The sequence below is a fragment of the Nitrospirota bacterium genome, from assembly GCA_040757595.1.
In the GTDB taxonomy this organism is placed as follows: domain Bacteria; phylum Nitrospirota; class Nitrospiria; order Nitrospirales; family Nitrospiraceae; genus JBFLWP01.
Genome location: JBFLWP010000016.1, coordinates 35,892 through 61,505, shown reverse-complemented (window position 1 = coordinate 61,505; position 25,614 = coordinate 35,892). Strand labels below are relative to the sequence as shown.

The following is a 25,614-nucleotide window of genomic DNA, read 5'->3' as shown; positions in this document are numbered from 1 at the left end:
GCGCGCGGCTAGGAGTAGACTGATGCCGCGCGCTGACGAAAGAGGAGCCGATGGTTGAGCTGTCCCGCACCGTGCAACTCGAAGTCGCGAGCCGGGCGACCGAGGTGGCGCAGGAAGTCGCCCGACTTGCGAGAAAAATCCTGGGTCACGAGGCGGCCGTGCTGTGGTTCGGCTCATGGCCGGGAGGCCGAGCGCAGCCCCACTCTGACCTCGACATTGCGGTTTCGACCGGTCGCCTGATCCCACCCGATCAACTGGCGGTCCTGCGCGAAGCGGTGGAGGAATTGCCGACGCTCTACGAGGTGGACTTGGTGGACCTGAGCGCGGTCGGGGCGCGGCTCAAGGAAGAGGTCCTGCGGCACGGGGTCAGATTGTGACGGTCCGACTGGAGAGCTTGCGGACGTCGGTCGCCCGGCTCCGCGATGCGCTGGAGGTTCCAGAGACGGACATCAGTCGCGACGCCGCGATCCAGCGCTTCGAGTTTTGTTTTGAACTGGCCTGGAAGGCCGTACAGGAGCGGGCGCGGGAAGAGGGGCTTGATTGTCAATCACCGAAAGGCTGCTTGAAGCTGGCCTTCAAAAGCGGCTGGATTACGGACGAGCAGGGGTGGCTCGCCATGTTGGAGGATCGCAACCGGACGGCCCACACCTATGACGAGCAAGTGGCCAAGTCGGTCTTTCACCGGCTCCCCAATTATGTGCCGCTGCTCGACGGATTGGTGAAGCGGCTCCTGTGTGTGCCTTGACGATCCTCAAGCTTACGATCCAGCGGGCTCTCCCACCAGGGCGATCCCTTCTTCGCAGGCCGTCCGCGCGATCCCGAGCTCCTCGCGTTTGCGCGCGTACTCGTCCGGCGTGTAGCCCGGAAAACGATATCGGAAGAACCGGCTGCCTAAGCGTTCTTGCCGAGCAGGGTATGGAGACTTATACTGCGGGCGTCGAAGGTTCAAATTCGATGCGGAAACATGGTCTATGGTCTGGCTGATGAAGGGGCCAATGACGGTGCGGAAGGCGCTGGAGGACAATGGAGATGTCAACTAGGGCGTGCTTCGTCAGTCTGAGTATCCTGGCGGTGTGCTGCCTTCAGGCCGTGGTCTCAGCGGCCGAGCGGTTCGCGCTCGTGCTGGACGGGGCGGGGGTGAAGGACGCTCAGACCGGCCTGATCTGGGAGCGGGCCCCGGATCTGGAGCACGACGTCTGGAGCCGCTCGGTGGAACGGTGCGCGGCGAAGACGGTCGGCGGCAAGACCGGCTGGCGGGCGCCGACGGTGGACGAGCTCAAGAGCCTCATTGATCCGGAGCAGAAGGATCCCGCCCTGCCCAAGAACCATCCCTTCTCGAACATCAAGTCCGCCATTTACTGGACCGCCACCCCGTCGCCCACCGACGACATCGTGGCCTGGCAGGTGAGCTTCTTCTCGGGCGAGGCGGTCACCGACCAGAAGTCCGGCACGCGACGCGTCTGGTGCGTCCTGGGCAGCCCCGTGAAATGAGGGGGAAATCCAATCACCCAGGCTGTGTCACCGAAGACACGACCGGCTGTTCGAGCTCCCATCCGCCGCCCAGGGCTTTGAAGAGGCCCACCATGTCGGCCAGCCTGGCCCGCTCGGTCTGCACGAGTTGGAGCTCGGCGTTCAGCATCGTCCGCTCCGCTTCCAGCACGTCCAGGTAGGTCACGAGCCCCTCCTTATACCGGACTTGCGCCAGCTCCAGTGCGGTCTGCGCCGCCTGGACTTGTAGGCGCTGCTGCTCCCGCTGGTCGGTCCGGTTCCGGATCGAGACCAGCAGGTCGGCGACCTCTCGGAACGCGTTCAGGATGGTCTGCTGATAGGCTTCCAGCATCTGCGCATAGCGTGCCTCGGCCGCATCCAGGCGGGCCACGTTGGTCCCGCCCAGGAAGATCGGAAGCGTGACGGACGGCCCGATGCTGTAGGTCTGGCTGTTGGAGGAGAACCAGTTGCGGAAGTCCACGCTCTGGACCCCGCCCTGCCCCGTGATCGAGAGGCGCGGGAAGAAATAGGCGCGGGCCTCTCCGATGCGCGCGTTGGCCGCGACGAGGGTCTGCTCCGCCTGCAGGATGTCGGGCCGCCGCTCGAGCAATTGAGACGGGAGCCCGACCGGAATCTCCGGCTGCACGACCACGTGGCGGAGCGGCTTGGGAAGCAAGGCAAGCGTGCCCGGCCGCGCGCCGCACAGGACCTCGATGTGGTGGAGCTCGACCTCGCGCAGCCGCCTGAATTCCGGAATCTGCGCGGCGCTCTCGGCCACCAGCACCTCGGCCCGCTTCACGTCCAGCTCGGACGCGAGGCCGACGGAGGCGCGGGTCTGGATGATGCCCAACGAGTCTTTCCGCAGGGCCAGGTTCTTCTCGGCGATCGTGATCTGCTCGTCCAGCTCGCGGAGGCGGAAGTAGGCCTGGCCCAGGTCGCTGATCAGGGACAGGACGACGGCGCGGCGGTCCTGCTCCAGCGCATCGGCCTCGGCCGAAGCCGCTTCCATCCCGCGGCGGATGCGGCCCCAGAGGTCCAACTCCCAGCGCAGGTCGGCGGGCGCGTTATAGAGGTCGAAGCCCTTGCCCGGCGTGGCGAAGGTCTGCGGCGAGGCGCCGCCGCCCGAGGCCAGGCCGAGCCCGGCCAGCGTGTTCCGGGAAATCTCGATGCGCGAATAGGCGCCCTGCACGTTGACCTGCGGGTAGAGGCCGGCGCCGGCCGCGACCATCGTGGCCCGTCCCTCCATGACGCGCGAGGCGGCCCGTCGCACGTCGTGGTTGGCAATCAGGGCCCGCTCGATGAGACCGTTGAGCTCCTCGTCCTGGAATTCCAGCCACCAGCGGGCCTCCGGCACCTTGTCGGCGGAAACCGGCACGCCCGGCTGGGCCAGCCCCGCGCCCATCGCGTCCCAGGCCTGGGGCACCTCGACGGCGGGCTTCTGGTAGTCCGGCCCCTGGACGCAGCCGGCCAGGGCCAGCCAGGCCAGTGCGGCACGATGCAGTCCTCTTCCTCTGTGAAGCCGCGCAGCGGTCATGGCGTCTTGGCCGGCTCGGCCTGCGCCGGCCGACGGGCATCGGCCGGCGGGTCGCGCTGGATGAACACGTCGAGTTGCTGCCCCGCATAGACCGGGAACGACGGACGCGGAAAGCGATAGATGACCTGCAGCACGCGCGTGTCCACCCGCTCGGTGTTGTCCCCCGTGAGCGACTTCTTGGGGACGATGTAGGGCTCGATGCGGACGAACGAGAGCGGGATCGCGTGCTCGGTCAACCCTTTGAGGTAAGCCACGCCGGGGGCGCCGGGTTTCACCAGCGGCGCGTTGACCTCATCCACGTCCGCCCTGACTTGGAGCTGCTGCGTCTCCCCGAGCAGGAGGAGGGGTTCCGCGGCGCCCAGCGTCGCGTACTCGCCGGCGCGCACGTTCACCTGCAAGACGGCACCCGCGCGCGGCGCGCGCACGGTGAGCCGGTCCAGCAGGACCCTGGTCTCGTCCCGCTGGGCGACGGCCTGGGCCAGGTCGGCTTCGGTCCGCACGAGGACCCGCTTGGCCGCCTCCATCGCATACCAGGTCCGCTTCACGTCGTCCTCGCTCACGGCGCGCCGGTCGTGGATGGCCTGGAACCGCTTGTACTGCACTTCGAGGTCTTCGACCCGGTGCCGCTGCTCCTCGATCCGGGCACGCGCCGGCGGGAGGGCCGCCTCGCGCACGTTGAGTTGGGCCAGGAGATCGCGGTCGTCCAGTTGCAGGAGCGGCGCGCCGGCTTCCACCCGGTCACCGACGACGACGAAGACCTTGGTGATCAGCCCCGCCACGGGCGGCGCGATCCGCACGTTCTCGTTGACCGCCTCGATGATGCCGGCCGCCGCCACCGTGTACTCGTAGGGGCTCGTCGGCGGCGGCTCGACGGGGGGCGGCATCGGCTCCTTCTGGCGGGCCGCCATCAGGACCCAGCCGGTGAACAGCACGCCCGCGAGGGCCAGCCAGAGACTGATCCGCCGCAGCACGATCATGGCTGACCCTCCGGTCGTCCGGCATCACCCTGACCGGGCTCCAGCCCCTGGAGACCGATTTGATGCAGCGGGGCCTTCGGCGCCTCGTGGACGCCCACGATGCGGCCGTCGGTCAGCACGGCAATCCGGTCCCCATAGTGGAAGACCCGGCTGTCGTGCGTGACGACGATCACGGCCCGCTCCGGCGAGCGGCCCACGTCGCGCAGGATCGCCATGACCTTCTGGCCGTTCTCCCCGTCCAGGGCCGCCGTCGGCTCGTCGCAGATGAGCAGCCGCGGCTCGGAGACCAGGGCACGGGCGATCGCCACCCGCTGTTGCTGGCCGACGGAGAGGTTGGCGGGCTGGAACTCGGTCCGGTCGCCGAGGTCGACCCGGTCGAGCATGGCCCGTGCCCGGCTCAGCGCCTTCCCCCTTGGCGTGCCGTGGATCAAAAGGGGAACCGCCACGTTCTCGGCCGCGGTGAGCGCCGGCAACAGGTTGAACTGCTGGAAGACGAAGCCCATCGTTTCGCCGCGGTATCTGGTTTTTCTCGCGCCGGACAGCCGGTGCAGCGGGACGCCCAGCACGTCCAGCTCTCCCTCGTCAATGTCCAGGATGCCGGCGATCACCGAAAGCAGCGTCGTCTTGCCGCCACCCGATTCCCCGACCAGCAGCAGGAGCTCGCCGAGTTGGACCTCCAGATTGACGCCTCGAAGGACCGCGACCTTGGCGTCTCCCGTCCCGAAGGACTTGATCACGCCCCGGACCTTGACGGCGGGAGGAGCAACGCCGTGCTGTTCCGGCTCGATCTGCGCGTCGACTTCCATTGGGTCACCTGAAGACGATCGCCGGCTCCAGCTTGGCCAGCTTGACGATGCTGATCGCGGCCGACACGGTGCAAATTCCCAGGAGCGAGACGAAGACGAGGCCGAGCAGCGGCCAGGTCTCGACGAAGGGAAGCCGCCCCTCCCCGGCGGTCACGTAACCGAAGAGCGTCGCCAGGCCGATCCCCACTCCGTAGCCGATCAGACCCACCGTGAAGGCCTGGAGGATGATCATGCGGGCCAGGGTGACGGTGGAGGTGCCCATCGCTTTGAGCGCGCCGAACTGCTTGAGGTTCTCCACCGTGAACAGATAGAAGGTCTGGCCCGCGATCGCCATGCCGACGATGAAGCCCAGCACGATCGTCGTGCCGAAGTTCACGCCGATGCCGGTGTTCTTCAGCACCCATTGGATCGTCTTCATGCCAAACTCTTCCTGGGTGAACGCCCCCAGGCCCGTCTGCTCGCGAATCCGTCTCGTCACCTCCCCGACCGGCACTCCGTCCTTCGCCTTCGCCAGCACGTAAGAAAGGACGCGCCGCTCGGGCGGCGCGTAGGCGACGGCCCGGTCGAAGGTCGTGTAGACGGCGGGGATGTTCTGGAAGTCCTTCTGGATGTTCGCGATCCCCACGACGCGCGCCTTCTTGTCGTTGATCTCGAAGACGGCGCCGACCTTGACCACGTCCGGCCCGCCCATGCGCTGCACGGCCCACTGGTCCACCACCACCGCGTCCGGCGTGCGCAGGTCCTCGATCCGCCCTTCGAAGAGCCGCGCCGGTCGGCCGATCATGGTGGCGGCGTCCAGGCCGACCAGCGAAACGCGGTGGTACTCGCCGTTGGCGAGGCGGGCCCGTACGACGCCCTTGAAGAGCGGCGCCGCCCACTCCACGCCCGGCACGGAGCGCACGCGCGCCACGGTCGTGTCCGCGATCGGCTTCACCTCTTCCACTTGGCTGATGTTCGGATCGGTCACCCAGATCTGGACGTTCAAGTTGCTGATCCCGGACTGGGACCAGATCATCAGGCCCCAGAAGATCGAACCCTGCTGCACGATCAGCATGACCGCGAAGGCCAGACCGCAGAGCAGCATCAGATACTTGGCCCGGTCGCCGAACAGCATCTTGAGCGCGACGTAGTTCATCCCCGGTCCCTTTCGGGCTCTTCGAGATAGTCCGGCGGAAACCCGACGACCTTGGGCGCCCGCGGCAGGGCCGGGGTGTCGTGGCGATGGAAGAAGAACGTGCAAAGCTTGGCGATCGGACACCCGCGCTCGAGCGCCGTCGTCCAAAACCGCCGCACGTGCTGACCGTCCGGCTGCTGGTCTTCGTCCCAAAGGCGGAGCGGACCGGGGAAGGGACTCGTGAACGTGATCCCGCGGGCTGCGAGCCGCTCGGCCAGCCCCTCGACGAGGAACTCCAGCACGTCCCCGCACCAGGTAAACCGGCGCCCGCCCGTGGACTGGTCGCCGGCAGGGAGGATCTCCGCCTGCCGCTGGCCGAGGTATTCCTCCACCGCGTGACTCACCGCTTCCGGCGTCGTGCGTCCCTCGCTCATGGCGGTTCAGGGGGAGGAGCAGGAAAGGTGCCCGGTCTCGCGCGGGCCGGATCCGGAGAGCGAACCGATTGGACAAGCGGGTAAATTCCGAAAAGACGGGAGGGGAGCGATCGGACCGCGGCGGCGCGCCAGCGCCCGCATGCGGGCACTTCTGCCGAAAGACGGGCAGGATTCAGGATCGGGTGAGGAAGGACTTTCGGATGCCGAGCTTCTGCATCCGATGCTGGAGCGTGGAGCGCTTGAGCCCCAGGCGGGCCGCCGCGCCGTTCTTGCCGGCCACGACCCAGTTGGTCTGGTTCAGCACGTCCAGGATGTGCGCCCGTTCCACGTCCTTGAGCGTTCTTGGTCCCTTCGCCGGTCGGTCAACGGAGCCAGCGGAGACCTCGCCCTCGAATTCGTCAACGATCAGCACCGGCCCCTGCGAAAGGATGACCGCCCGCTCGATCACGTGCTCCAGCTCGCGGACGTTGCCCGGCCACTCGTAAGCGCCGAGGGCCCGCAGGGTGGCGGAGCCGATCCTCGTCACGGCCTTGCGGTGGCGGGCGCTGTACTTTTTCACGAAGTGCCGCGCGAGCATGGGAATGTCCTCCCGCCGCTCCCGCAGCGGCGGAACGCGGATCGGAAAGACCTTGAGCCGGTAGTACAGGTCCGCGCGGAACGCCCCGGCCTTCACGGCCCGCTCGAGATCCTGGTTCGTCGCCGCCAGCACGCGCACGTTCAATGCGATCGTCTGGCTGCCGCCCACCCGCTCCAGCTCCTGGGCCTCCAGCACCCGCAGCAACTTCGCCTGCAAGTCGAGCGGGATCTCGCCGACCTCGTCGAGGAAGATGGTGCCGTGGTTGGCCAGCTCGAACCGCCCGATCTTGCGCGCCGTGGCGTCGGTGAAGGCGCCCTTCTCGTGGCCGAACAACTCGGATTCGATCAGGGTCGGGGGCAGCGCGGCGCAATTGACCTTGATCAGCGGCTGGTCCTTGCGCGGCGAGAGCTGGTGGATGGCCTGCGCGACCATCTCCTTGCCCGTGCCGGTCTCGCCCGAGATCAGCACGGTGGAATCGGTCGGCGCGACCTTCTCGATGGCCTTGAGCGCCCGTTGCAGCGCCTGGCTGTCTCCGACCAGCTCCTTGAAGTCCACCGAGGCGCCGATCTCCTCCCGCAGGTAGACGTTCTCTTGCTCCAGTTGGTCCTTGAGGCGGCTGATCTCCTCGTAGGCCAGCAGGTTCGCGATGGCCTGTGAGAGGTTGAGGCCGATCTGCTCGGCCAGCCGCAGGTCCCGCTCCGAGAAGGCGTTCTTTCGCCGACTGGCGACGGCCAGAAAGCCGTAGGGCCCGCCGCGCACCGTCAGCGGGCAGAGCATGGCGGAGAGCAGCCCCAGTGACTCGAAGTAGGGGGCCTCGACGAACCGTTCGTGGCCGTAGCCGGTGATCAGCACTGGCCGGCCGGTCGCGAGCATTTCCGCCGGCGCCATCCGCTCGAACGGGAACGGCCGCAGCGCCTCCACGTCCAACTTCAGCCCTTCGATGTGGATCGGCTCGAACCAGGGCCCCTGCGGGCCCTCCGTGAAGCGCATGAGCCCGTGCGCGTCGTGCGGGATCACCCGCTGGAGGGTCGCTTTGATCGCCGGCATCAGGCTTGCCATCGTCACCGCTCCGACCACGACACGGCTGTTGATCTCCGTCAAGGCGTCGCGTTCCTCCGCGGCGAGGACCGAATCGAGCACTGGCGCAAGCTGCCGGCCCACTTCTTCCATGAGCCGCCGATCCTCCTCGGTGAAGGCGTCGCGTCGGCCGATCGCCACGGCGGCCAGGACCGCGATCGTTCGCGACCGGACGTGCCCGTCGCCGGCGTGGAGGATCAGCGGCGACACGATCACCGAAGCGGCGCTGTGCCCGGCATGTTGGAGGACGCGGGCTTCCGCCCAGGAGGAAGTGCCCACGTCGTTGCACAGGAGCGCCCGCCCGGCCTGCAGCGCCGCTTCCTTCATCGTCCCTGCGGCGGGAAGTTGCCCGACATGATAGCCGGGTGAGGCGGGGTCGATCAGCGCTTTGGAAACCGGCGTGAACGAGTTGGCGGCCTCGCTGTAGAGGTACAAGCCGGTGACTTCGACGCTGAGGCGGCGGGCCAGCACACGAGCCAGGGCCTCGTCGAACTCGCGCAGACCCCGCAAGCCGATCAAGCGCCCGACCGTCTCCAGCAGAAACGCGCCGTTGTCCGGGGTGCCCATATGTGGGCACTCTAGCACGGATCGACCGACTGATCCAAGACGAGCGCCCTTCCAGGGGATGCTTGCAACCAGGAGGAGCTCTTGCCACAATGGGCCGCCTTCGGGCTTGGAACGGATAGGATGAGCGTCACAGTCCTCATATCGGTTCTCTTTTGGTGGGGCTGGTGGCTCGCCGGGCCGGCCGTCGCGTCCCATCAGCCGGGGGAAGTGTTCATCCCGCTGGGCCATGCGGGCGGGGTGCGGGCCGTCGCTTTCTCCCCGGACGGCAAGCGGGCCCTGTCCGCGAGCGAGGACCAGACGATCCGGCTGTGGGAGGTGGCCACCGGGCGGGAGGTGCGGGCCTTCCTCGGCCATACCCAGGCGGTGACCTTCGTCGCCTTCTCGCCGGACGGCCGGTCAGCCCTGTCCGCCAGCTACGATCGGACCCTCAAACTCTGGGACGTCGCGACGGGCCGGGAGATTCGGACCTTTCGCGGACACGAAGAGGGGGTCTGGGACGTGACCTTTTCTCCGGACGGCAAGCGGGCGCTTTCCGGCAGCCTGGATCAGACCCTCAAGCTCTGGGACGTGGCGACCGGCGAAGAAGTCCGGGCCTTCGTGGGGCACGAGCAGGCCGTGACGGACGTGGCCTTGTCGCCCGACGGCAAGTGGGCCCTCTCCGGCAGCGTGGATCAGACGATGATCCTCTGGGAGGTGGCGACCGGGCGGGAGGTCCGCACCTTCCGCGGGCACCGGCAGGCCGTGAACACGGTGAACTTCTCTCCGGACGGCAAGCTCGCCATCTCGGGCGGCGAGGACCAGACGCTGCGGCTGTGGGACGTGGCCACCGGCCGGTCCCTGCGAACCTTCGTCGGCCACGAGCAGGGGGTCACGGCCGCTGCGTTCTCTCCCGACGGGACGTGGATCATCTCGAGCGGCAAGGATCAGACGCTGCGGCTGTGGGAGACGGCGACCGGCCGCACGGTGCGCGTCTTCACCGGGCACGTCAGACCGGTGATGGCCGTGAGCTTTTCCCCGGAAGGCCGGTGGGTCCTGTCCGGCAGCGAAGATCAGACGCTGAAGCTCTGGGACGCCCGGACCGGTCGGGACGTGCGCACGTTGAGCGGGAAGGTCATGGAGGCCCGCGACGTGGATTTCTCCCGCGACGGACGGTTGGCGCTCGTCGGCGGGCGGGACCACACCCTCAAGCTCTGGGAGATCCGGACCGGCCGGGCCCTCTGGACCTTCACCGGCCACAGCCTCGCCGTCACCGCCGTGGCCCTCTCCCCGGACGGGACGCTGGCCCTCTCGGGCAGCAGCGACCGCCTGGTCAAACTGTGGGACGTGGCGACGGGCCGCGAGATCCGCACCTTCCGCGGGCACACTTGGGGCGTGACCGACGTCGCCTTCTCGCCGGACGGCAAGTGGATTGCGTCGGGCAGCGGGGACCAGACGGTGAAGCTCTGGGAGGCGGCCACGGGGCGCGAGCTGCGGACCTTCAGCGGCCATTCGGAGGCGGTCTGGGACGTCGAGTTCTCGCCGGACGGGAAATGGATCGTGTCCGGAAGCGAAGACAATACGCTCAAGCTCTGGGAGGCGGCCACGGGACGCAACGTCCGGACGCTCACCGGCCATACCCAGCCGGTGCGGGCCGTGGACGTGGCTCCAGACGGCAAGGCCATCCTCTCGGGCAGCGTGGACCAGTCGCTCAAGCTCTGGGATGTCGCGACCGGCCGGGAGCTCCAGACGTTCACCGGCCATGAGGGGGCGGTCTGGGACGTGGCCTTCTCGCCGGACGGGACGAGGGTCCTCTCCGGGTCCGAGGACCAGACGCTCAAGCTGTGGGACCCGGCCAACGGCCGCGAGGCGCGGACCTTTTCCGGCCATACCGGCGGCGTCGTCGGGGTGGAGTTTTCGACGGACGGGCGGGAGATCCTGTCCGGGAGCCTGGACGGAACGATGCGGCTGTGGGAGACGGAGACGGCCAGAGCGATCGCGACCTTGGTGGGGTTTCAGGACGGGGAGTGGATCATTTTCACGCCGGAGGGCTACTACAACGCCTCGGAGCAGGGCGATCAGAACTTGAGCGTCCGGATCGGATTGCGGGTCTACGGCATTGACCAGTTCCGCGCCGTGTTCTTCAAACCGCCCATCGTCGAGGCGGCCATCCGGCTCGGGAGCAGCGAACGGGCGATCGCCGCGGGCATTGCCGAGCACGAGATCGCAACGCGCATGCATTTGCAGAGCGTCCAGCCGCCAGAGCTGGCCGTCCTGGCCCCGGAGGACTGGATCACCGTCGAGGCGCCGTCCGTCGTGCTGAAGGTGCACGCCGAGGATCACCATCTGCCGATCAGTCGGGCGAGCGTCTACGTGAACGGGGCCCGGCTGTCCCTGCCGGGCGGCATCTCCCGACTCCCGGACGCCGGCGTGGGGTACAAGGTCGCGGACTCACCGCCGCCCGCGGCACAGCGGACGATGGATCTGGAAGTCCCCCTGTCCCTCGAAGCCGGGGCGAACCTGGTCGAGATCGTGGTGTTCAACGGGTTTGCGGAAGAGCGGACGAGCCTCCACCTGACGACGCGCTCGCAGTCGCCGGCCGCCGCGCGGCCGCTTCCCGACCTGTGGCTGCTCACGGTCGGGGTGAACGACTATCAGGACAAACGGATCCCGTCCTTGGGATACCCGGTGGGCGATGCGGACAGCCTCGCCCAGGCGCTGTTGCGGCAGCGCGGGAAGGTCTTCGGGGAGATCCGGGCCCAGGTCCTCACGGACGCCGGTTCCGCCAAGCCGACCGTCCGCAACATCCGGGAGGGCCTGTCGCGCCTGAGCGAGTCGAAGCCGAACGACGTGGTGATGCTGTTCCTGGGGGGACAGGGCCTGATGGACGAGCAGGGCCGTTTCACGTTCTTGCCGCAGGACGCGCGGCTTTCGGACCAGGGGCTCCCTGATCCGGCGCGCGCCATCGGCTGGGACGATCTCCGACGGGTGCTGGAGCTGCCCGGACGGAAGGTGATCTTCACCGACACCTGCTACTGGCGCGGCCCCGGCGGGGCGAAGGCGGAAGCGGCGGACCACGAGCGGCTGCTGAAGCAGGTGCAGCCGTTCCGGGCCGCCACCTTCTCGTCCTGCCGGGGCCGGGAGCATGCAGTCGAGCGCGAGGGCTTGCAGCACGGGGCCTTCGTCACGGTCATCCTCGGAGGCCTGCGAGGCCGCGCGGACCTGAACCTCGACCAAACCGTCACGCTCCAGGAATTGGACGCCTACGTGTCGGAGGCGGTGCCGCTGCTCACGAACGGGGCCCAGTCTCCGGCGACGTTCACCCCTGCCGGTTACGCCGACCTGCCGCTCGCCTTCGTGGAGTGACCTTCCGCCCCTTCTCCGCGTCGCCTCACGAGCGGCTTTTGATCCAGCCGGCCCATTTCTGGTCAGGGCGCGGGCGCGGACGGTTTCAGTTCGATACGGAAGATCTCGCGGGCCAGGGCCAGGGGGGTCTGCTGGCTCAGGTGGGGGACGGGCCGGCCGTCCAGCCCGAAAAAGGCGCCGAGATGGGCTGCGTCCTGGATTTGCAGGAGCACGGTCACCCGGTCTCCGGCCATGATCGCCGGCGGCCTGAAGAGCGGCACTCCGCAGACACCGAGCACGGTCACGTCCATCGAGCCGGTCTCGTCCCCCACGGTGAACTGATAGGCCCCGTAGCAGGTCGCGCCGGTCGGCTGCTGGTAGGGCTCGATCATGCGCAGATCCAGCACCGTGCCGCGGACGGCCACCGTCTTGAGGTGAAACAGATCCGGCTCGGCCAGGATCCTGCCGATGGCGACCGGCTCTTCGGCGGATGCCGGGGCGATCGTCGCGGTGGAAACGGAGAACGGCAGGACAAGCAGGGCGGCCAGCCACAGCGGGGGCATGGCTCAGCAGACCACAAGATGCCAATTGGGTCAAGCGGGGCAGCAGCCAGGGCGGGACGGCGAGTCAATCCCCCATGGCCAGGAGCGCGCGCACCGTGCGCGTCAAGATTTCTGGCGTGAAAGGCTTCAGGAGCAGGGCGGTCTTAGACTCTGACTCCAGGGCTGACAGGAGCGCGGGGCAGGGATTGGCGGACATGTAGATCACGGGGATGGTGGGCCGCTGGGCTCGAATGTGCCGAACAAGCTCCGGTCCGCCCATCTCCGGCATCTGGACATCGGTCAGGAGCAGGTGGATCGGCCCCTCATGCCGCTCCCAGAGGCGGAGCGCCTCTGTCCCGCGGTCGACGCTGAGGACGGTATACCCTTGCCTGTGAAGAATCTTGGTGAGCAACTGCCGTACCGACTCATGATCCTCAGCGAGCAGAATCGTCTCCGAAGAGGGATCTGACCCGGTAGGCATTGAATCCTCGGTGAAAGGAGGCTAGACTCCCACGCCATAAAAAGCGGAGCATGCCGGCTTCTCCAGGACTGACATGCTCCGCTCTACCGACGAATGCCCCGAGGCGGGACGCCCGTCGTGTGTTTATATCCGGGATGCTGTCTAAAAGGTTTCGCGTCATCACCAGCAGTCGTCGGACCGCCTACCCTAATTACGAATTATAAGCAAAAACTTACCAATTGTCAACTCAGAATAAGCTAATATAAAATGAGATCTGAACCGCGCGGAATCGTTGAGCGTCTTCTTGCTGCGCTTGGCGTCAAGACGCAGGCGCAGCTTGCGACAAAGCTGGAGATCCGGCCCCAGTCCGTCATCTCTGCCATCACGCGCGGGGAAATCCCAGAAGCCTGGCTCTACCGCGTGGCGTACCTCACTGGCCGGAGCGTGGAGTGGCTGCGGACCGGCAAGGGTGAGGTCTGGCGGGAAGGGGTGATCGCGGAAGTGCCGCCCCGGGCCTATGGCGGGAAAGGGGAGTCAGCGGCGCTTCGCCGGATACTGGAAGCCTGGGAGGAGTTGGACGCCGACGCGCAGGCGACCGTGGAGCGCTGTGTCCAGGCTCTGCGCCTGGGTGATCGCGAGATCCGTGACCATCTCACCGCCCAGATGAAACTGATTGAGGAAACCGTGCAAAGGCGGCGCGCCAAGCGCGGCCGCCGACGCCGATGACGAGGCACCTCCTTGAAAGACCGATCAACGCCTTCCCGCGACAAGCGACTGGAATCCTACATTCGAGACATCCGACCGCGCTTCGAGCGGATGCTGGCCGAGCTGGTCGAGCTGCCCTCGATCAGCATGGACCCGGTCCGTGCCAAGGACATCCGCCGGACCGCCGACCTCGCGGCGCAATATCTCCAGGATCTGGGCGCCGAGGCCCAGGTCGTGGAGACCGGCGGCTATCCCGCGGTCTCGGGCGGCTGGGTGACCGGGACCGGGCATCCGACCGTGACGGTGTACAACCATCTGGACGTGCAGCCGGCCCAGGAGCCGCAATGGCGGCAGGCTCCCTTCGCCTTTCGCAAGCAGGACGGGCTCTATCACGGGCGGGGGACCACGGACGACAAGGGCCCGGCGCTCACCGCCCTGCTCGCGGCCCGGTATGCGGTCGAGGAGGGCGTGCCGGTCAACGTCCGGTTCCTCTGGGAATTGGAGGAGGAGATCGGGAGCCCGCACTTCGGGGACGTCTTGCGGCAACGGGCCAAGGTGCCCCGGCCCGATTCGGTCGTCGTGTCGGACACGATCTGGGTCGCCAGGGGAAAGCCGGCCATGCCGGCCGGGCTGCGCGGGCTCCTCTGCGCGAGGCTCTCGCTCAGGACCGGCAGGACCGACGCCCATTCCGGGCTGACCGGCGGCGCCGCCCGCAATCCGCTGGCCGAGCTCTGCGAGGTCGCCCGGGCCTGCGTGGACGCCAGGACCGGCCGGGTGAAGATTCCGGGCTTCTACGACGAGGTCGTGCGGCCGACCAGGGCCGAGCTCGACCAGTTTCTGGCCTCGGGCTTCCAAGTCGCACGCTTCATGCGGGCCTACGGCTTCCACTCGCTCCGCGCGACGGGCGCGGCCGAGGTGCTGCGCCGGATCTGGGCCGCCCCGACGTTCGAGGTGCACGGGCTGGCCGGGGGCTACGTGGGCCCGGGGGTCAAGACGGTCGTGCCCGGCTCGGGGGAGCTGAAGGTCAGCATGAGGCTCGTGCCGAACCAGAGGCCGGAGCTGATCTTCCGGCTGCTGAAGCGGTTCGTGCGGGATCTGAACCCCGATGTCGAAGTGGAGGCGGAGAGCATGCTCGAGCCCTTCCGCGGGGTCTTCAGCGGGCCTTATGCGGAGGCGGTGAAGCGGGCCATGAAGGCGGGGTTCGGCAAGGAGCCGGCTTTCGTGCGGGAAGGCGGGTCCATCGGAGCCGTCGTGAAGATGGCGGAGGCCTGGCGGGTGCCGATCCTGTTCGTCGGCCTCAGCCTGCCGGAGCACGGTTACCACGCGCCCAACGAGCACTTCGACTGGGGGCAGGCGTCGGGGGGCATGAAGGCGCTCGCGACCTACTTCGCGGAGCTGGCGCGATTGAAGACGTGAAAGGTGAGACGTGAAACGTAAGAGGTGTAGACTTCCATCCCCTATTCTCACGTCTCACGTTTTACGTCTCACGTCTTACGGCTGCGAGGCGTCGAGCAGGGGCTTGAAGAGGGGGTCCGCTTCCAGCACGCCCTTGAGCGAGTCGTTGCTGAGCAGGTACCGCCAGGAGGCCGGGGAGGCTCCCGGCAGGTCTTGGTACCAGCGCTGTGCGTCGGTCAACAGCTCCAGCATGGCGCGGTTGTCGCGGTTCGGCGTGAAGGCCAGGCTGTAGGCCATCGTATAGGCCGCGACGAACTTGTCCAGCGGCCGATCCGTGAACTTGTAGGCCTCCTCCGCCTCCCGGTACGCCTGGAGGATGCTGGGGTCGTTGAAGCTGCGATTCCAGGACACGCGCGCGATCCGCGACCAGGCCAGCTCGATCAGGGCCCGGGCCCGCTGCACGTACCGCTCCGGCGGCAGGGCGCGGACCAGCGCCTCGTGGGTGTTGATCGCGCCGAGCTGGTCGTTGTTCCAACGGTAGGCGATCCCCAGGCGCAGGCGGTTTTCCAAGTCCTCCGGCCGGACTTTCGCCAGCATCTCCATCGCGGGAATGAGCCGGTAGAGGTAATCGGCCGGCGTCGGCTTCGCCAGGCCTCCCATCTCCATTCCGAGCGAAATGGCCATCCTGGTGGTCTGGGCGTAGGCGTCCCAGTAGAGCTCGTCGAACCGGGCCCCCAGCACCTCATCCCCCACCAGGACCTTGTGCTCCGCCTCGGCGGCGCGCAGGAGGGTCTGGTAGAGGTCCCGGGTGAGCAACGTGAGCGCGTCCGGCTGGGCCGGGTCGATGATCAGCACCCGGTTGAGCATCGCGACCCGCTCGGCGAGGCCGGGGAACAGCGCGGCGCGCCCCACCGCGGCCAGGAGGGTCCCCGGCTGATCGGCCGGTCCCCACCAGACGGCGGAATCCTCCACGTAGACGCTGGTCTCGGTCGCGAACGGCACGCGCACCCCGTCCCGTTCCGATACGGGCCGGTTCACGACCGCCGCGTCGCTCGGGAAGCCCAGTTTCTTCAGCCCGCGCACCACGACCCACTTGACCGTGACCGCCTTCAGCGCCGCCCGCGGCCGCTTGATCGTGCTGGTCCACTTGTAGGTCCCGGGGGCGTAGGAGACCGGCGAGGTCAGGGGGTCCTTGTAGGTCACGCGCAGGGTGACGAGCGTGGCCGGCGCCGAGATCGTCGGGGCGTCTTCGCGCAGCTTGAAGGACACGGCTGGGAGCTTCCGGCTGTTGAGGTACTCCAGCTTCAGGCCGCTGCCGGGCGGCGAGGTGCCCACCAGGTCCATGACGAAGAAGGAGGAGGCGTACGAGGTCAAGGGCTCGCGGAAGAACACCAGCGAGCCCTTCCCCGGCCACAGGGTGTCCATGCCCTGCTCCCGGTACTCGACGGCGCTCTGGTGGGCTTGCGACAACTGGTCCCAGCAGCGGGCGTAGACCGGGTCGGCCGCCGGCGGGAAGGCCGTCGCCTTCTTACCGCCCGGCCCGACCATGCGGAAGAGGCAGGCGAAGTCGAGCTGACCGGCGGCGAGACGGTCGCCGGCCGCCAGGGCCTCCGCGTACCGTTGCGCGACCGTCCCGGCTGGCGAGGGTTTGGCGGACGGTTTCGCCTTCTTCTGGGGAGCGGCGGCCTGTGCCGATTCGCCGCCGAGGCCGAGCGGGCCCGCCGCCGAGGCGGCCACCAACGCGGCAAGTAGGGCCCGCGAAAACACATTGCCACGACTCATGCTCGGACTCCTCTCCGATGGAAAGGGCGCTACTCTAACATGGCTGACGGAGCGAACAAAAGGGAGAAGGACAAGGGTAGCGATCGGTTTTTAAGACGGGCGGCTGTCTCAACGGCCTGCTATGCGAAGCAGGTGATGGGGTGTTTAGAATAGCACACTGGGCCTCCGGCACTGACATCGTCGTATTGAGTCATCTAAAATCTTACCGGGCGACAGATCGTTGCGCCATTTGTATTTCTTACCCTCCAGGTCCGCAGGGTGCGGAGCCGAAGGAGGGGGAGGATGGGGGCAGCAGGCATGGCGCGACGGTCGAAGTGCGAGTATCTGCGGGTGATGTGGCAGCGGTATCAACGGGCCGACCGGGCGACGCGCTCGGCGTTGCTGGACGAAGTGACGCGGGTCTGTCGGTATCATCGCAAGTATGCGATCGAGGTGCTGAGCCACCAGCAGCCTCCGCGGCCGCCGGTGCGCCGGGTAGGCCGGCGGGGGCCCACCTACTCGGAGGAGGTCATTCGGCTCCTGGCCCAGATCTGGCCGCCTCGGGCTATCTGTGTGGGATGCGGCTGAAGGCGGCCCTCCCCCACTGGCTGCCCTGGCTGAAGCGGCGCGCCACGGTCAGGCCGGCGGTCGAGGCGCAGCTCCGGCGGATCAGTGCCCGGCAGATCGATCGGCGGCTGCAGGCTCGCAAGCGCCGGCTCAAGCGGCGGCTGTATGGGACGACGCGTCCGGGGGCGTTGTTGAAGCACCAGATCCCGATCAAGACGGAGCCCTGGGATGTCCGCAAGCCGGGCTATCTGGAGATCGATCTGGTGTCGCACTCGGGCGCCTCGGCCACCGGCGAGTGCCTGCACACCCTGGACGGGGTGGACATCCAGACGACCTGGGTGGAGCGGCAGGCGGTGATGGGCAAAAGTCGCCACGCGGTGGTGCAGGCCATGACCACGATCGAGGCACACCTGCCGTTCCCGCTGCGGGGCGTCGATTCCGACAACGGGAGCGAGTTCATCAACGACCATCTCTGGGCCTTCTGTCAGGACCGGCCGATCGGGCAGCAGGTGCAGTTCACGCGCTCGCGCCCGTACAAGAAGGATGACAACGCCCACGTGGAGCAGAAAAACTGGACCCATGTCCGCAAGCTGGTCGGCTGGGAGCGGTATGACAGCCGGGAGGCCCTGACCGCCCTCAACGCCCTCTATGTGGACCTGCGGCTCTTTCAGAATCTGTTCCAACCGTCCATGAAACTGGTACGCAAGGTGCGAGTGGGCTCGCGGCTGCTTCGGCGCTATGACCGGCCGCAGACGCCGTTCGAGCGGGTGCGGGCTTGTCCGGAGGCGGATCCGGCCAAGGTCGCCGCGTTGCAGCGGGTGCTGGAGACCACCGACCCGTTTGTCCTCTCGCAGCGGATTGACGGCCACCTCGAGCGGCTGGGGGCGCTCGCGACGCGGGCCCCGCGCACCCCACGCGAGACGGCTCCCCGGCGGCCGCAGCCGCGGGCCAGCACCCCGTGGCACGGGTGGACCTTTAGCCCACGGCTCCAACGCAAGCAGGGATGACGACCGGTGCGCAGCCACCGGAGGGGGAGACGCGCGCCAGGTCGGACCACGCGGCGATCGGGTCGTATAGGGCAAATGCGGAAGCCATTGTTCCGGCAGGGAGCCTGCAGACTCCCACAACCGTTGCGACGACCATGCCGCCCGGTAAGATTCACAAATGACTCAACGATCCCCGCTGGGTAAGATTTATAAATGGCTTGATAGGATCGTTGACAAGTCATAGAAGGCGCCCCATACTTACCCGCCAGTTTCCGGTTTGTGCGGGTGCAGTGTGCTGTTCAGCATGCTCAACCGTTGCGTTCCACGAAAACGCTGACTAGGGAGAAGAGGAATGAAGTCATCCAGCCAGCCCCTTTTCAGCCAGAAGCGAAGAATCGCAGATGAGTTTGCCCTTTCGGAATCCATAGTCGTCTATCCTGGAGACTGCCTCGCACTGCTGCAAACCATTCCGGACGAATCGGTCCAACTCATAGTAACGTCGCCTCCTTACAACATCGGCAAGGAGTACGAAAAGAGGCTTCATCTCGATCTCTACCTTCGACAACAGGCGCAGGTAATTGCCGAATGTGTCCGCGCTTTGTCCCCGCGAGGCAGTATTTGCTGGCAGGTCGGCAACTACGTGGAAGAAGGGGCAATCATCCCTTTGGACACAGTTCTCTATCCTATTTTCTCGAATCTCGGGCTCAGGATGAGGAATCGCATCATCTGGCACTTCGAACACGGACTGCACTGCAGCCGCCGCTTCTCTGGACGATATGAAACCATTGTATGGTTCACAAAGTCTGACGACTACGTTTTCAACCTCGACGCTGTTCGAGTACCACAGAAGTACCCTGGGAAGAAATATTTCAAAGGCCCCAAAGCTGGCCAGTATTCCTGTAACCCCATGGGCAAGAATCCAGGAGACCTGTGGGTGATTCCAAACGTCAAGAACAACCATATCGAGAAGACCGAGCATCCCTGCCAGTTCCCAGTAGAGCTGATCGAACGATTGGTTTTATCTCTATCGAACGAAGGACACTGGGTGCTTGACCCGTTCCTTGGAACGGGGACAACGGTCATCGCCGCCATTCGGCACGCACGACGAGGGGTCGGCGCGGAGACTGTCTCCAGATACATTCATCTCGCACGGCAAAGGATTCAACAGGAAATCGACGGCACATTGCGTACCCGCCCCATGGATAGGCCGGTTTATGACCCTGTTGAAGGAGGGAATAGTCTGACCGTTTCCCCTTGGGCTAAGACCACCGGGCAGGTTACATTGTTCGAGAGAAGCCCGAAATATGGGAGAAAAGCGCGCCGATGAGAATTGCTGAAACCTATTCCCACCTTAACGGGCTCGAATTTCTTCTCGTTCATAAGCCAACCCTTTGGAAAGAGATTCAATCGGTTATCAAAGATGTGGATGCGAACAAGTGCCGCACCAAGGTTTCCAAAGAAAAAACGATGAAAGGAGAGCTTCTCTTCAGCCCGATCGATATGAATGCTGCCTTCAAGAACCTGCTTCGCACAAAGGCGTGGGAAGAAAGTAGGGTAAGCTATTGGGTTACGCGCAGCGAAAAACTGATTCGCAAGACGCTGACAATGTCCTCTGAACAGCAGAAGCGGGAAATAGAAGCTGCAGGCGAAACCCCGATCTTTAGCTACAATCAGACTGATTTCGTTAAAGACCGCGTAGCGGTTGAAGTTCAGTTTGGTAAGTACGCGTTCGTCGCTTACGATCTTTTTGTCAAACACCTTGCATTCTACGTGGGTGATCGCATCGATGTAGGAGTGGAGATTCTTCCGATGAAATCCCTGCAAAGCCAGATGAGTTCCGGAGTGGCCTATTACGAGGGTGAGTTTTACAATGTGGTTCGCCAGGGCCGAGGAGTGCCGGCGGTCCCTCTGGTGCTTCTCGGAATTGAACCCTGATTCCGAACACCCCGGCGGTGTCCGCCGCTTCTCAGGTTGCGGGTGGCGACTCCTCTAAATCGATCTCGGCCGGGGTCGCGCGGCCCCCTAATGAGACTCGGTGGGCGGCGCGGGGGTGAGGGGCTTGTTGAAACGCACGAGGCTGCGGATGTAGGCGAGCACGTCCCGCCGCTCTTCTTCGGTCAGCAGGTCTTTCCAGGCCGGCATGGCAGTGCGAGGCTTGCCGTTCGCGATGACGGCCAGCAGCTCCTTGTCGGATTTCACGGAAATGCCCGCGGAGACCAGGTTGCCCGGCCGGGGCGACAGGAACGGCGCCTGGGGGCCGTCGCCGCGGCCCTGGAGCCCGTGGCAGCTCGCGCACCGGTCTTCATAGATGGGCTTGCCCTGCTCCGGGACGCCGGGCACGTTCGCCTCGCCGCCCGCGGTCAGCCAGAGAGCCAGGGCCGGGAGCGCAGTCAGCGGCGCCATCCGCCACGCAGACATTGCATTCCCCTCATTCCACCACGATCTTGGCTTTCATGTCGTGGCCCGGCATGTCGCAGAAGAACGGGAACGTGCCCGTCTGAAGGGGAATGAACCGGAACTCCGCTCGGCCCTCCGACGGGATGATCACGCGCTTGAAGCCGTCCGGTCCGAACTCCGGCGCGCCGTTCCCGCTCACGTTGAGGTTGAGGCCCGTGAACAGCCCGACCGGCACGAAGGCGTGCAGCTCCGCGTCGAGATTGTGAAAGATCAGCTTCGTCTTGCGCCCGGCGTGCAGGACGACCCGGTTCGGCTCGAACGAACGGGCGCGGATCTTCACGAGGACTTCTTCTTCCGGCATGGTGTCCGAGGGGGCCAGGGTCGGCCCGGCCCAAGCGGGTCCCCATGGGGTCAGGAAGACCGTCAGGAGCCAGAAGGCTCCGACCGACCAGAACCGCCGCTGCCGCATCAAGGTCTCCACTGGCTACATTCTATCGCGCCGGGTTTGGCGGATACCACGTTCCACTCATCACGGACAGTCTCTATGAGGCATGGGGTCGGAGAAGGATTCAGGGGGTCAGGAACGGCCGGCGGCCTTGAGGATTTCGATCCGGAGTCTGGCCTTGAGCGCGGGCGTGAGCGGGGGCGGCTCCACGTGCCGGCAGAGCGCGATCGCCTGCCGCAACGATCCGATGAAGACCTCGCAGTTGGGACAGGCCCCGAGATGCTTGCGGATCTCCTTGCACACGGCGACGGAGAGGTCCTTGTCCAGGTAGGCGGAGAGGCGACGCAGCACCTTGATACATTGCGCCTTGGAATGGCCGTGGCCGGCGTGACCCTGATGAACGGATCGGCGTCTGGTCGTGGCCGGCTGCTTCGTCGTCATGGTTTCACCTCGAGCGCGTTCGTTCCCGGAGAGTCGTCAGTCGGCCTCCACCGCTCGGACCGCCCGCGGCCGGCCGGATCGGTGATTCCCTGGGCGCTCAGCTCTTTCCTCACGAACAGCCGGGCCCGGTGGAGGCGGGACTTCACCGCCCGCTCGTTGAGGCCCATGATCGAGCCGACTTCCTTCGCGGTCAGCCCCTCCATGTCCCGCAGCACGAGGACGAGGCGGTACTTCTTCGGCAGCTTCTGGATGGCCCGCTCGAGCGCCAGCCGGAGTTGCTTGTTCTCCAGGACTTCCTCGGGCGTCAGTCCCTCGGTCGGGATCTGGAGGCGGAATTCCCCTTCGGAGGTGGGGATGAACTGTTCGAGCGACAGTTCCCGCTCCGGCTCGCCCTTGCGCTTGCGCCGCATGCGGATGCAGGCGCGGGACGCGATCGTATAGAGCCAGGTGGAGGGTTGCGCCTCGCCGCGGAACTGCTTGAGTCCGCGATAGGCGTTGAGGAAGGTGTCCTGGACGAGGTCCTTGGCGTCGTCCGTCTGTCCGCAGAGCCGCTGGGCGAACCGGTAGATCCGGTCCACGTGGTCCCGGTACAGGCGGTCGAACTGCGCCGCGACGTTGCCATCGCCGGTCGCGGCCTGTCCTCGCGCGCTGGTGCCCATCGCGGAGCGAGTGTACGGGCCGGGGGAGGGGCTGTCAAGGCGCCGGCGGATCGCCGGGTCCCGGTGCTTGCGGTCAAGCGGGGTTGGTGGGGCAGCAGACCCGGTACCGGTCTTCGGGGATGGCCCGCATCTCCGTGAACAGGGCGGAGCGGTCCCGCTCGTCGAGGGCCTGATCAATGGCGGGGTAGAGGATCCGTTCCTCCTTCTGGTTGTGGGAGGCCAGGAGCGCGACCAACTGCTGCTCCTCCTGGTCGCTCTCCGGGTCTCCGGCCTGCACCTTTTTGTGGATCATCTCCAGCGCCTCGCCGATGCGGCGGTGCTCGATCCGCATGACCCGGGTGGGACCTTCCGTGATGCCCGTGGCCTGTTCCCATCGGGGGAACAGCAGCTCCTCCTCCCACACGATGTGTCGCTGCAGGCCGAACTTGAACTCCTTGAACGCCTCCACGGCCTTGGCCGAATCGGACCGTTTCAGCTCGTGGAATTGCCGGAGCAGCCCGTCCAGCCGCTCGTGATCTTGTTGGAAGAAGCGCGTGACTGTCGTTGGTTCCATGGACGTCTCCCGTCACAGTCGGTAGGCGTTGTGGCAGGCCACGCAGGCCTTGAGCACCGAATCCAGCTTGGGCAGGATCTGCTTCAGGTCCCTGGAGGGCATCGTCCGTGCCAGATCCTCGGCCGCCTCGTGATGGGCCATGGCCAGATCGTGGTAGGCCGGCGGGAAGTCTTCCGGCCTCTGCTTCTGCATCGCCTGCCGGTGCATGAAGAATCCCAAGTGGGTCTCGGTGAGTCCCTGTGCCTGCTCGAAGTCCTCCCGCGCCAGCGCGGCGACGATCTGCTGCACCGACTCCAGGTGCTGCCGCATCACGGCCCTAGCCTCCCGCTTGGTGTCCGGCGGCACTACCAGGCGCTGACGGGTTTCCGGAGGCGAGACCGGTTCGGAGCGACGACCTGCCTCGACGCAGCCGCCGCCGAGGAGCATCAGGCTGCCGATCACGAGCGCGATCATCCTGGTCATGGCGGCTCCAAGGCTTGCACGGCTACCGTTCGGACTCCGGGCCGCAGCAGCCCTTCGGCCCCATGCCGCCCATGCCTCTGCGTGGCCCGCCGCGCCCTCCGGCGAAGCTCCGCTCATACTGGATCACCGCCCAGATCTCCTCGTCCGTCAGTTGTCCTCCGAACGGGACCATCGCGGTCCCCGGGATGCCGTGCTTGATGACCCAAAAGATCTCGCCTTCCGTCCGGTGCCGCCAGAAGCCGTGGTGACGAAAATCGCGCGGCGGGGGATTGAGGCCCGCCGCCGCCGGCCCGTTGCCCCGGCCGTCCTTACCATGACAGTTGAAGCAGGCGCCCTTTCCCTCATAGAGCGCCTTGCCCTTCGTGACGACGTCCGGTGAGGCCGGCAGCGGGCTCTGCAAGGCTCGCGCCTCCCCGAGTTTGTCTGCGGGCACACGAGGGGCCATCATGGGCCGCTCGGCCGCCGGAAGAGGGACTGACGAGGACAGGGTCAATCCGATGGCGAGCAGCACCGTGAGAACGGGGCCCATCCTTGTCCCTTCTTCCGTCAGTCGCCGCCGGGCCGGACGCCTTGCGGAGCCAGGCGGATCTCCACCTGGGGCGGCACGACGAGCGACTGGTGCACCGTGCAGCCGTGGGCGACCTTCAACAGCCGCTCCTGTTGATCTGGGGGGAGTTCCGCGGGAAGCTGAATCCGCAGGGCCACGGCTCCCACCCGGTGGGGCTGTTCCGCCATCGTCCACTCGGCCTCGACGGTGAAACCGTCGCAGGGAATCCGGTGCCTGGCGCAATAGCGCACTACGAAATACCCTACGCAGCTCGCCAGGGAGCCGACGAACAACTCCACCGGGCTCATGCCGGCGTCCGCGCCTCCGTCCTCGACCGGCTGGTCGGTCACCACCGTATGGGACCGGCTGAGGACGTCGAGCCGCACGCCGCCGCGGAAAGCCACGGAGAGCTTCATGCGGTCATCGCCCATGGGATCAGTCTCCCGCTCATGCCGCCGGGCGCTTGAGGCTGAGCATGTAGCTGGCCAGGTCGTTCAATTCCTGCTCGGTCAGCGGGAACTTCGGCATGATCGAGCCGGGCGAGACCGACTGCGGGTCGCGGAAGTGCCGCAGGTGCCACTCCCGCTCCGGCCTCGCGTCGCCTTCGTAGGACAGGTCCGGCCCGATCGCGCCTCCTTCTCCGTGGACGCGGTGGCAGCCGGCGCAGCCGAAGCGGGCGAAGACCGCCTGTCCGCGCGCCACGGCCGGGTCCACGCGCGGGACCGCGTAGAGGTCCCGCAGCGAGACGCCCAGGAGCGCGAAGACCGTCACGAGGAGCGCCGCGCCGGCCGCCAGGGCGGCGGGGCGCCGGATCGGGTTGCGGGCCGGGTTGCGGTCAATGAAGGGCCAGAAGAGCAGGAGGAGGAAAAACAGCGCCGGCAGGACCCAGGTGGCCAGCGGCTCCAACGGCCCGTGCACGTATTTCAGCAACTGGTAGTAGAACAGGAAGTACCATTCCGGGATCGGCACGAACGTGGTGTCGGAGGGGCTGGCCTTGTCCGCCAGCGGAAAGCTGACCGCGAGCGCCAGGGTCGCCAGCCCGGCGAAGACGGCCAGCATGACCACCGCGTCCATGTAGACCTGGCGGGGGTAGAAGGTCTCGCCGCCGAGCCTGGCCCGTTCGTCGGTCCAGGGGCCCGCGGGCCCGACGCGGCGGAGGATGAACAGGTGGAGCACGACGCCGATGGCCAGCGTCGCCGGGAGGAACAGCACGTGGACGGCGAAGAACCGGGAAAGAGTCAGCGCCCCCAGCGCCTCGCCGCCGCGGAGCACGCGGACGAGGACGTCTCCCACGACCGGCACGGTCCCCACCATGTTGATCCCGATCTGCGTCGCCCAGTAGGCGTTCTGATCCCAGGGCAGGAGATAGCCGGTGAAGGCGAAGCTCAGGGTGATCAGGAAGAGCACGACCCCGACCATCCACATGACCTCGCGCGGGGGCTTGTAGGCCCCGTACAGGAAGGTTTGGAGCATGTGCAGGCCGATGGCCACGACCATCCCCGAGGCGCCCCAGTGGTGGAGGCCGCGGACGAAGGCGCCGAAGGTCACCTGGGTCTCGATGAACCGGATACTGTCGTAGGCGTGGTCCGGCGTGGGGGCGTAGTAGATCGCCAGGAACATGCCGGTGACCGCCTGGAGAAGGAAAAGAAAGAGCGTCGCGGAGCCGAACACGTAGATCCAGCTCGCCCCGCCGGGGATCGGCTCGTCCAGCAGCGTCTTCTCGATCGGCTGGAGCTTCAGCCGGCTGTCCAGCCATTCGTATAGTTTGGACGCCATATTTATCTCGTAAGACGTGAAAC

Annotated in this window: 28 protein-coding genes; 10 read left to right on the top strand and 18 right to left on the bottom strand. The window is 66.6% G+C overall.

Going from position 1 to position 25,614, the window contains the following annotated elements; translation table 11 throughout:
* Nucleotides 1–50: 50 nt before the first annotated feature.
* The 3 genes from AB1411_13880 to AB1411_13870 all read left to right on the top strand — a co-directional run bounded on the left by AB1411_13880 (nucleotide 51) and on the right by AB1411_13870 (nucleotide 1,491).
* A complete protein-coding gene (locus AB1411_13880) occupies nucleotides 51–377 on the top strand; it encodes a nucleotidyltransferase domain-containing protein (GenBank protein ID MEW6544682.1) in 327 nt (108 codons plus the stop codon).
* On the top strand, nucleotides 374–745 hold the full coding sequence (locus tag AB1411_13875; GenBank protein ID MEW6544681.1) for an HI0074 family nucleotidyltransferase substrate-binding subunit: 372 nt from the start codon (nucleotides 374–376) through the stop codon (nucleotides 743–745). Before AB1411_13880 ends, AB1411_13875 begins: the two co-directional genes overlap by 4 nt.
* A 284-nt stretch (nucleotides 746–1,029) precedes the next feature.
* On the top strand, nucleotides 1,030–1,491 hold the full coding sequence (locus AB1411_13870) for a DUF1566 domain-containing protein (protein MEW6544680.1): 462 nt from the start codon (nucleotides 1,030–1,032) through the stop codon (nucleotides 1,489–1,491).
* Between the two features lie 13 nt (nucleotides 1,492–1,504).
* Here the strand turns inward: AB1411_13870 and AB1411_13865 are convergent, their stop codons facing one another.
* From AB1411_13865 to AB1411_13840, 6 genes are all read right to left on the bottom strand, one after another.
* The gene (locus AB1411_13865) at nucleotides 1,505–3,022 is read right to left on the bottom strand and encodes an efflux transporter outer membrane subunit (protein MEW6544679.1); all 1,518 of its coding nucleotides are present in this window, start codon (nucleotides 3,020–3,022) and stop codon (nucleotides 1,505–1,507) included.
* On the bottom strand, nucleotides 3,019–3,999 hold the full coding sequence (locus AB1411_13860; protein ID MEW6544678.1) for an efflux RND transporter periplasmic adaptor subunit: 981 nt from the start codon (nucleotides 3,997–3,999) through the stop codon (nucleotides 3,019–3,021). Before AB1411_13860 ends, AB1411_13865 begins: the two co-directional genes overlap by 4 nt.
* Nucleotides 3,996–4,805 carry an ABC transporter ATP-binding protein gene (locus AB1411_13855; GenBank protein MEW6544677.1) on the bottom strand — a complete coding sequence of 270 codons (810 nt, stop codon included), beginning with the start codon at nucleotides 4,803–4,805 and terminating at the stop codon, nucleotides 3,996–3,998. Before AB1411_13855 ends, AB1411_13860 begins: the two co-directional genes overlap by 4 nt.
* 4 nt (nucleotides 4,806–4,809) lie before the next feature.
* The gene (locus tag AB1411_13850) at nucleotides 4,810–5,940 is read right to left on the bottom strand and encodes an ABC transporter permease (protein MEW6544676.1); all 1,131 of its coding nucleotides are present in this window, start codon (nucleotides 5,938–5,940) and stop codon (nucleotides 4,810–4,812) included.
* On the bottom strand, nucleotides 5,937–6,353 hold the full coding sequence (locus AB1411_13845; GenBank protein MEW6544675.1) for a hypothetical protein: 417 nt from the start codon (nucleotides 6,351–6,353) through the stop codon (nucleotides 5,937–5,939). Before AB1411_13845 ends, AB1411_13850 begins: the two co-directional genes overlap by 4 nt.
* A 172-nt stretch (nucleotides 6,354–6,525) precedes the next feature.
* Nucleotides 6,526–8,574: a sigma 54-interacting transcriptional regulator gene (locus AB1411_13840; GenBank protein ID MEW6544674.1), complete on the bottom strand. Its 2,049-nt coding sequence runs from the start codon at nucleotides 8,572–8,574 to the stop codon at nucleotides 6,526–6,528.
* A gap of 120 nt (nucleotides 8,575–8,694) precedes the next feature.
* On the opposite strand from AB1411_13840, the gene AB1411_13835 reads away from it, so the two are divergent.
* The gene (locus tag AB1411_13835) at nucleotides 8,695–11,916 is read left to right on the top strand and encodes a hypothetical protein (protein MEW6544673.1); all 3,222 of its coding nucleotides are present in this window, start codon (nucleotides 8,695–8,697) and stop codon (nucleotides 11,914–11,916) included.
* A 62-nt stretch (nucleotides 11,917–11,978) separates the two neighbouring features.
* On the opposite strand, the gene AB1411_13830 is transcribed toward AB1411_13835, so the two are convergent.
* On the bottom strand, nucleotides 11,979–12,458 hold the full coding sequence (locus AB1411_13830) for a hypothetical protein (GenBank protein ID MEW6544672.1): 480 nt from the start codon (nucleotides 12,456–12,458) through the stop codon (nucleotides 11,979–11,981).
* A 64-nt stretch (nucleotides 12,459–12,522) separates the two neighbouring features.
* The gene (locus AB1411_13825; protein ID MEW6544671.1) at nucleotides 12,523–12,918 is read right to left on the bottom strand and encodes a response regulator; all 396 of its coding nucleotides are present in this window, start codon (nucleotides 12,916–12,918) and stop codon (nucleotides 12,523–12,525) included.
* Between the two features lie 246 nt (nucleotides 12,919–13,164).
* Between AB1411_13825 and AB1411_13820 the strand changes: the two genes are divergently transcribed.
* Both AB1411_13820 and AB1411_13815 read left to right on the top strand, forming a co-directional pair.
* Nucleotides 13,165–13,623, top strand: coding sequence for a helix-turn-helix domain-containing protein (locus tag AB1411_13820; GenBank protein ID MEW6544670.1), 459 nt, complete (start codon nucleotides 13,165–13,167; stop codon nucleotides 13,621–13,623).
* 12 nt (nucleotides 13,624–13,635) lie between these two features.
* The gene (locus tag AB1411_13815) at nucleotides 13,636–15,018 is read left to right on the top strand and encodes a M20/M25/M40 family metallo-hydrolase (protein ID MEW6544669.1); all 1,383 of its coding nucleotides are present in this window, start codon (nucleotides 13,636–13,638) and stop codon (nucleotides 15,016–15,018) included.
* Nucleotides 15,019–15,093: 75 nt separating this feature from the next.
* Here the strand turns inward: AB1411_13815 and AB1411_13810 are convergent, their stop codons facing one another.
* A complete protein-coding gene (locus AB1411_13810) occupies nucleotides 15,094–16,779 on the bottom strand; it encodes a hypothetical protein (protein ID MEW6544668.1) in 1,686 nt (561 codons plus the stop codon).
* A 282-nt stretch (nucleotides 16,780–17,061) separates the two neighbouring features.
* Here AB1411_13810 and AB1411_13805 point away from each other — a divergent pair, with 282 nt between their 5' ends.
* From AB1411_13805 to AB1411_13790, 4 genes are all read left to right on the top strand, one after another.
* Nucleotides 17,062–17,346, top strand: a complete 285-nt coding sequence (locus AB1411_13805; GenBank protein MEW6544667.1) for a hypothetical protein — start codon at nucleotides 17,062–17,064, stop codon at nucleotides 17,344–17,346.
* Nucleotides 17,337–18,332: a hypothetical protein gene (locus AB1411_13800; GenBank protein MEW6544666.1), complete on the top strand. Its 996-nt coding sequence runs from the start codon at nucleotides 17,337–17,339 to the stop codon at nucleotides 18,330–18,332. Before AB1411_13805 ends, AB1411_13800 begins: the two co-directional genes overlap by 10 nt.
* Nucleotides 18,333–18,663: 331 nt before the next feature.
* Nucleotides 18,664–19,638 carry a site-specific DNA-methyltransferase gene (locus AB1411_13795; GenBank protein MEW6544665.1) on the top strand — a complete coding sequence of 325 codons (975 nt, stop codon included), beginning with the start codon at nucleotides 18,664–18,666 and terminating at the stop codon, nucleotides 19,636–19,638.
* The gene (locus tag AB1411_13790) at nucleotides 19,635–20,246 is read left to right on the top strand and encodes a BglII/BstYI family type II restriction endonuclease (protein MEW6544664.1); all 612 of its coding nucleotides are present in this window, start codon (nucleotides 19,635–19,637) and stop codon (nucleotides 20,244–20,246) included. The genes AB1411_13795 and AB1411_13790 overlap by 4 nt, the downstream gene beginning before the upstream one ends.
* Before the next feature lie 87 nt (nucleotides 20,247–20,333).
* Here the strand turns inward: AB1411_13790 and AB1411_13785 are convergent, their stop codons facing one another.
* From AB1411_13785 to AB1411_13745, 9 genes are all read right to left on the bottom strand, one after another.
* On the bottom strand, nucleotides 20,334–20,729 hold the full coding sequence (locus AB1411_13785) for a cytochrome c (GenBank protein MEW6544663.1): 396 nt from the start codon (nucleotides 20,727–20,729) through the stop codon (nucleotides 20,334–20,336).
* Nucleotides 20,730–20,739: 10 nt separating this feature from the next.
* Nucleotides 20,740–21,177 (bottom strand): cupredoxin domain-containing protein, encoded by a 438-nt coding sequence (locus AB1411_13780; GenBank protein MEW6544662.1) that lies wholly within the window; start codon nucleotides 21,175–21,177, stop codon nucleotides 20,740–20,742.
* A gap of 108 nt (nucleotides 21,178–21,285) precedes the next feature.
* Nucleotides 21,286–21,594, bottom strand: coding sequence for a zf-HC2 domain-containing protein (locus AB1411_13775; GenBank protein ID MEW6544661.1), 309 nt, complete (start codon nucleotides 21,592–21,594; stop codon nucleotides 21,286–21,288).
* Nucleotides 21,591–22,253 (bottom strand): RNA polymerase sigma factor, encoded by a 663-nt coding sequence (locus tag AB1411_13770; protein ID MEW6544660.1) that lies wholly within the window; start codon nucleotides 22,251–22,253, stop codon nucleotides 21,591–21,593. Before AB1411_13770 ends, AB1411_13775 begins: the two co-directional genes overlap by 4 nt.
* A gap of 73 nt (nucleotides 22,254–22,326) precedes the next feature.
* Nucleotides 22,327–22,806: a hemerythrin domain-containing protein gene (locus AB1411_13765; protein MEW6544659.1), complete on the bottom strand. Its 480-nt coding sequence runs from the start codon at nucleotides 22,804–22,806 to the stop codon at nucleotides 22,327–22,329.
* A 12-nt stretch (nucleotides 22,807–22,818) separates the two neighbouring features.
* The gene (locus AB1411_13760) at nucleotides 22,819–23,268 is read right to left on the bottom strand and encodes a hypothetical protein (protein ID MEW6544658.1); all 450 of its coding nucleotides are present in this window, start codon (nucleotides 23,266–23,268) and stop codon (nucleotides 22,819–22,821) included.
* Nucleotides 23,269–23,290: 22 nt separating this feature from the next.
* Nucleotides 23,291–23,797 (bottom strand): cytochrome c, encoded by a 507-nt coding sequence (locus AB1411_13755; protein MEW6544657.1) that lies wholly within the window; start codon nucleotides 23,795–23,797, stop codon nucleotides 23,291–23,293.
* 17 nt (nucleotides 23,798–23,814) lie between these two features.
* On the bottom strand, nucleotides 23,815–24,246 hold the full coding sequence (locus tag AB1411_13750) for an OsmC family protein (GenBank protein ID MEW6544656.1): 432 nt from the start codon (nucleotides 24,244–24,246) through the stop codon (nucleotides 23,815–23,817).
* A gap of 16 nt (nucleotides 24,247–24,262) precedes the next feature.
* Nucleotides 24,263–25,591 (bottom strand): cytochrome b N-terminal domain-containing protein, encoded by a 1,329-nt coding sequence (locus AB1411_13745; GenBank protein MEW6544655.1) that lies wholly within the window; start codon nucleotides 25,589–25,591, stop codon nucleotides 24,263–24,265.
* Between the last annotated feature and the right edge of the window lie 23 nt (nucleotides 25,592–25,614).

What these genes read in the sequence shown, in the direction of transcription:
- AB1411_13880 (MEW6544682.1), top strand. Translation starts at nt 51, where the DNA reads ATGGTTGAGCTGTCCCGCACCGTGCAACTCGAAGTCGCGAGCCGGGCG.
- AB1411_13870 (MEW6544680.1), top strand. Translation starts at nt 1,030, where the DNA reads ATGTCAACTAGGGCGTGCTTCGTCAGTCTGAGTATCCTGGCGGTGTGC.
- AB1411_13865 (MEW6544679.1), bottom strand. Translation starts at nt 3,022, where the DNA reads ATGACCGCTGCGCGGCTTCACAGAGGAAGAGGACTGCATCGTGCCGCA.
- AB1411_13860 (MEW6544678.1), bottom strand. Translation starts at nt 3,999, where the DNA reads ATGATCGTGCTGCGGCGGATCAGTCTCTGGCTGGCCCTCGCGGGCGTG.
- AB1411_13855 (MEW6544677.1), bottom strand. Translation starts at nt 4,805, where the DNA reads ATGGAAGTCGACGCGCAGATCGAGCCGGAACAGCACGGCGTTGCTCCT.
- AB1411_13850 (MEW6544676.1), bottom strand. Translation starts at nt 5,940, where the DNA reads ATGAACTACGTCGCGCTCAAGATGCTGTTCGGCGACCGGGCCAAGTAT.
- AB1411_13845 (MEW6544675.1), bottom strand. Translation starts at nt 6,353, where the DNA reads ATGAGCGAGGGACGCACGACGCCGGAAGCGGTGAGTCACGCGGTGGAG.
- AB1411_13840 (MEW6544674.1), bottom strand. Translation starts at nt 8,574, where the DNA reads ATGGGCACCCCGGACAACGGCGCGTTTCTGCTGGAGACGGTCGGGCGC.
- AB1411_13835 (MEW6544673.1), top strand. Translation starts at nt 8,695, where the DNA reads ATGAGCGTCACAGTCCTCATATCGGTTCTCTTTTGGTGGGGCTGGTGG.
- AB1411_13830 (MEW6544672.1), bottom strand. Translation starts at nt 12,458, where the DNA reads ATGCCCCCGCTGTGGCTGGCCGCCCTGCTTGTCCTGCCGTTCTCCGTT.
- AB1411_13825 (MEW6544671.1), bottom strand. Translation starts at nt 12,918, where the DNA reads ATGCCTACCGGGTCAGATCCCTCTTCGGAGACGATTCTGCTCGCTGAG.
- AB1411_13820 (MEW6544670.1), top strand. Translation starts at nt 13,165, where the DNA reads ATGAGATCTGAACCGCGCGGAATCGTTGAGCGTCTTCTTGCTGCGCTT.
- AB1411_13810 (MEW6544668.1), bottom strand. Translation starts at nt 16,779, where the DNA reads ATGAGTCGTGGCAATGTGTTTTCGCGGGCCCTACTTGCCGCGTTGGTG.
- AB1411_13805 (MEW6544667.1), top strand. Translation starts at nt 17,062, where the DNA reads ATGGGGGCAGCAGGCATGGCGCGACGGTCGAAGTGCGAGTATCTGCGG.
- AB1411_13800 (MEW6544666.1), top strand. Translation starts at nt 17,337, where the DNA reads ATGCGGCTGAAGGCGGCCCTCCCCCACTGGCTGCCCTGGCTGAAGCGG.
- AB1411_13795 (MEW6544665.1), top strand. Translation starts at nt 18,664, where the DNA reads ATGAAGTCATCCAGCCAGCCCCTTTTCAGCCAGAAGCGAAGAATCGCA.
- AB1411_13790 (MEW6544664.1), top strand. Translation starts at nt 19,635, where the DNA reads ATGAGAATTGCTGAAACCTATTCCCACCTTAACGGGCTCGAATTTCTT.
- AB1411_13785 (MEW6544663.1), bottom strand. Translation starts at nt 20,729, where the DNA reads ATGTCTGCGTGGCGGATGGCGCCGCTGACTGCGCTCCCGGCCCTGGCT.
- AB1411_13780 (MEW6544662.1), bottom strand. Translation starts at nt 21,177, where the DNA reads ATGCGGCAGCGGCGGTTCTGGTCGGTCGGAGCCTTCTGGCTCCTGACG.
- AB1411_13775 (MEW6544661.1), bottom strand. Translation starts at nt 21,594, where the DNA reads ATGACGACGAAGCAGCCGGCCACGACCAGACGCCGATCCGTTCATCAG.
- AB1411_13770 (MEW6544660.1), bottom strand. Translation starts at nt 22,253, where the DNA reads ATGGGCACCAGCGCGCGAGGACAGGCCGCGACCGGCGATGGCAACGTC.
- AB1411_13765 (MEW6544659.1), bottom strand. Translation starts at nt 22,806, where the DNA reads ATGGAACCAACGACAGTCACGCGCTTCTTCCAACAAGATCACGAGCGG.
- AB1411_13760 (MEW6544658.1), bottom strand. Translation starts at nt 23,268, where the DNA reads ATGACCAGGATGATCGCGCTCGTGATCGGCAGCCTGATGCTCCTCGGC.
- AB1411_13755 (MEW6544657.1), bottom strand. Translation starts at nt 23,797, where the DNA reads ATGGGCCCCGTTCTCACGGTGCTGCTCGCCATCGGATTGACCCTGTCC.
- AB1411_13750 (MEW6544656.1), bottom strand. Translation starts at nt 24,246, where the DNA reads ATGGGCGATGACCGCATGAAGCTCTCCGTGGCTTTCCGCGGCGGCGTG.
- AB1411_13745 (MEW6544655.1), bottom strand. Translation starts at nt 25,591, where the DNA reads ATGGCGTCCAAACTATACGAATGGCTGGACAGCCGGCTGAAGCTCCAG.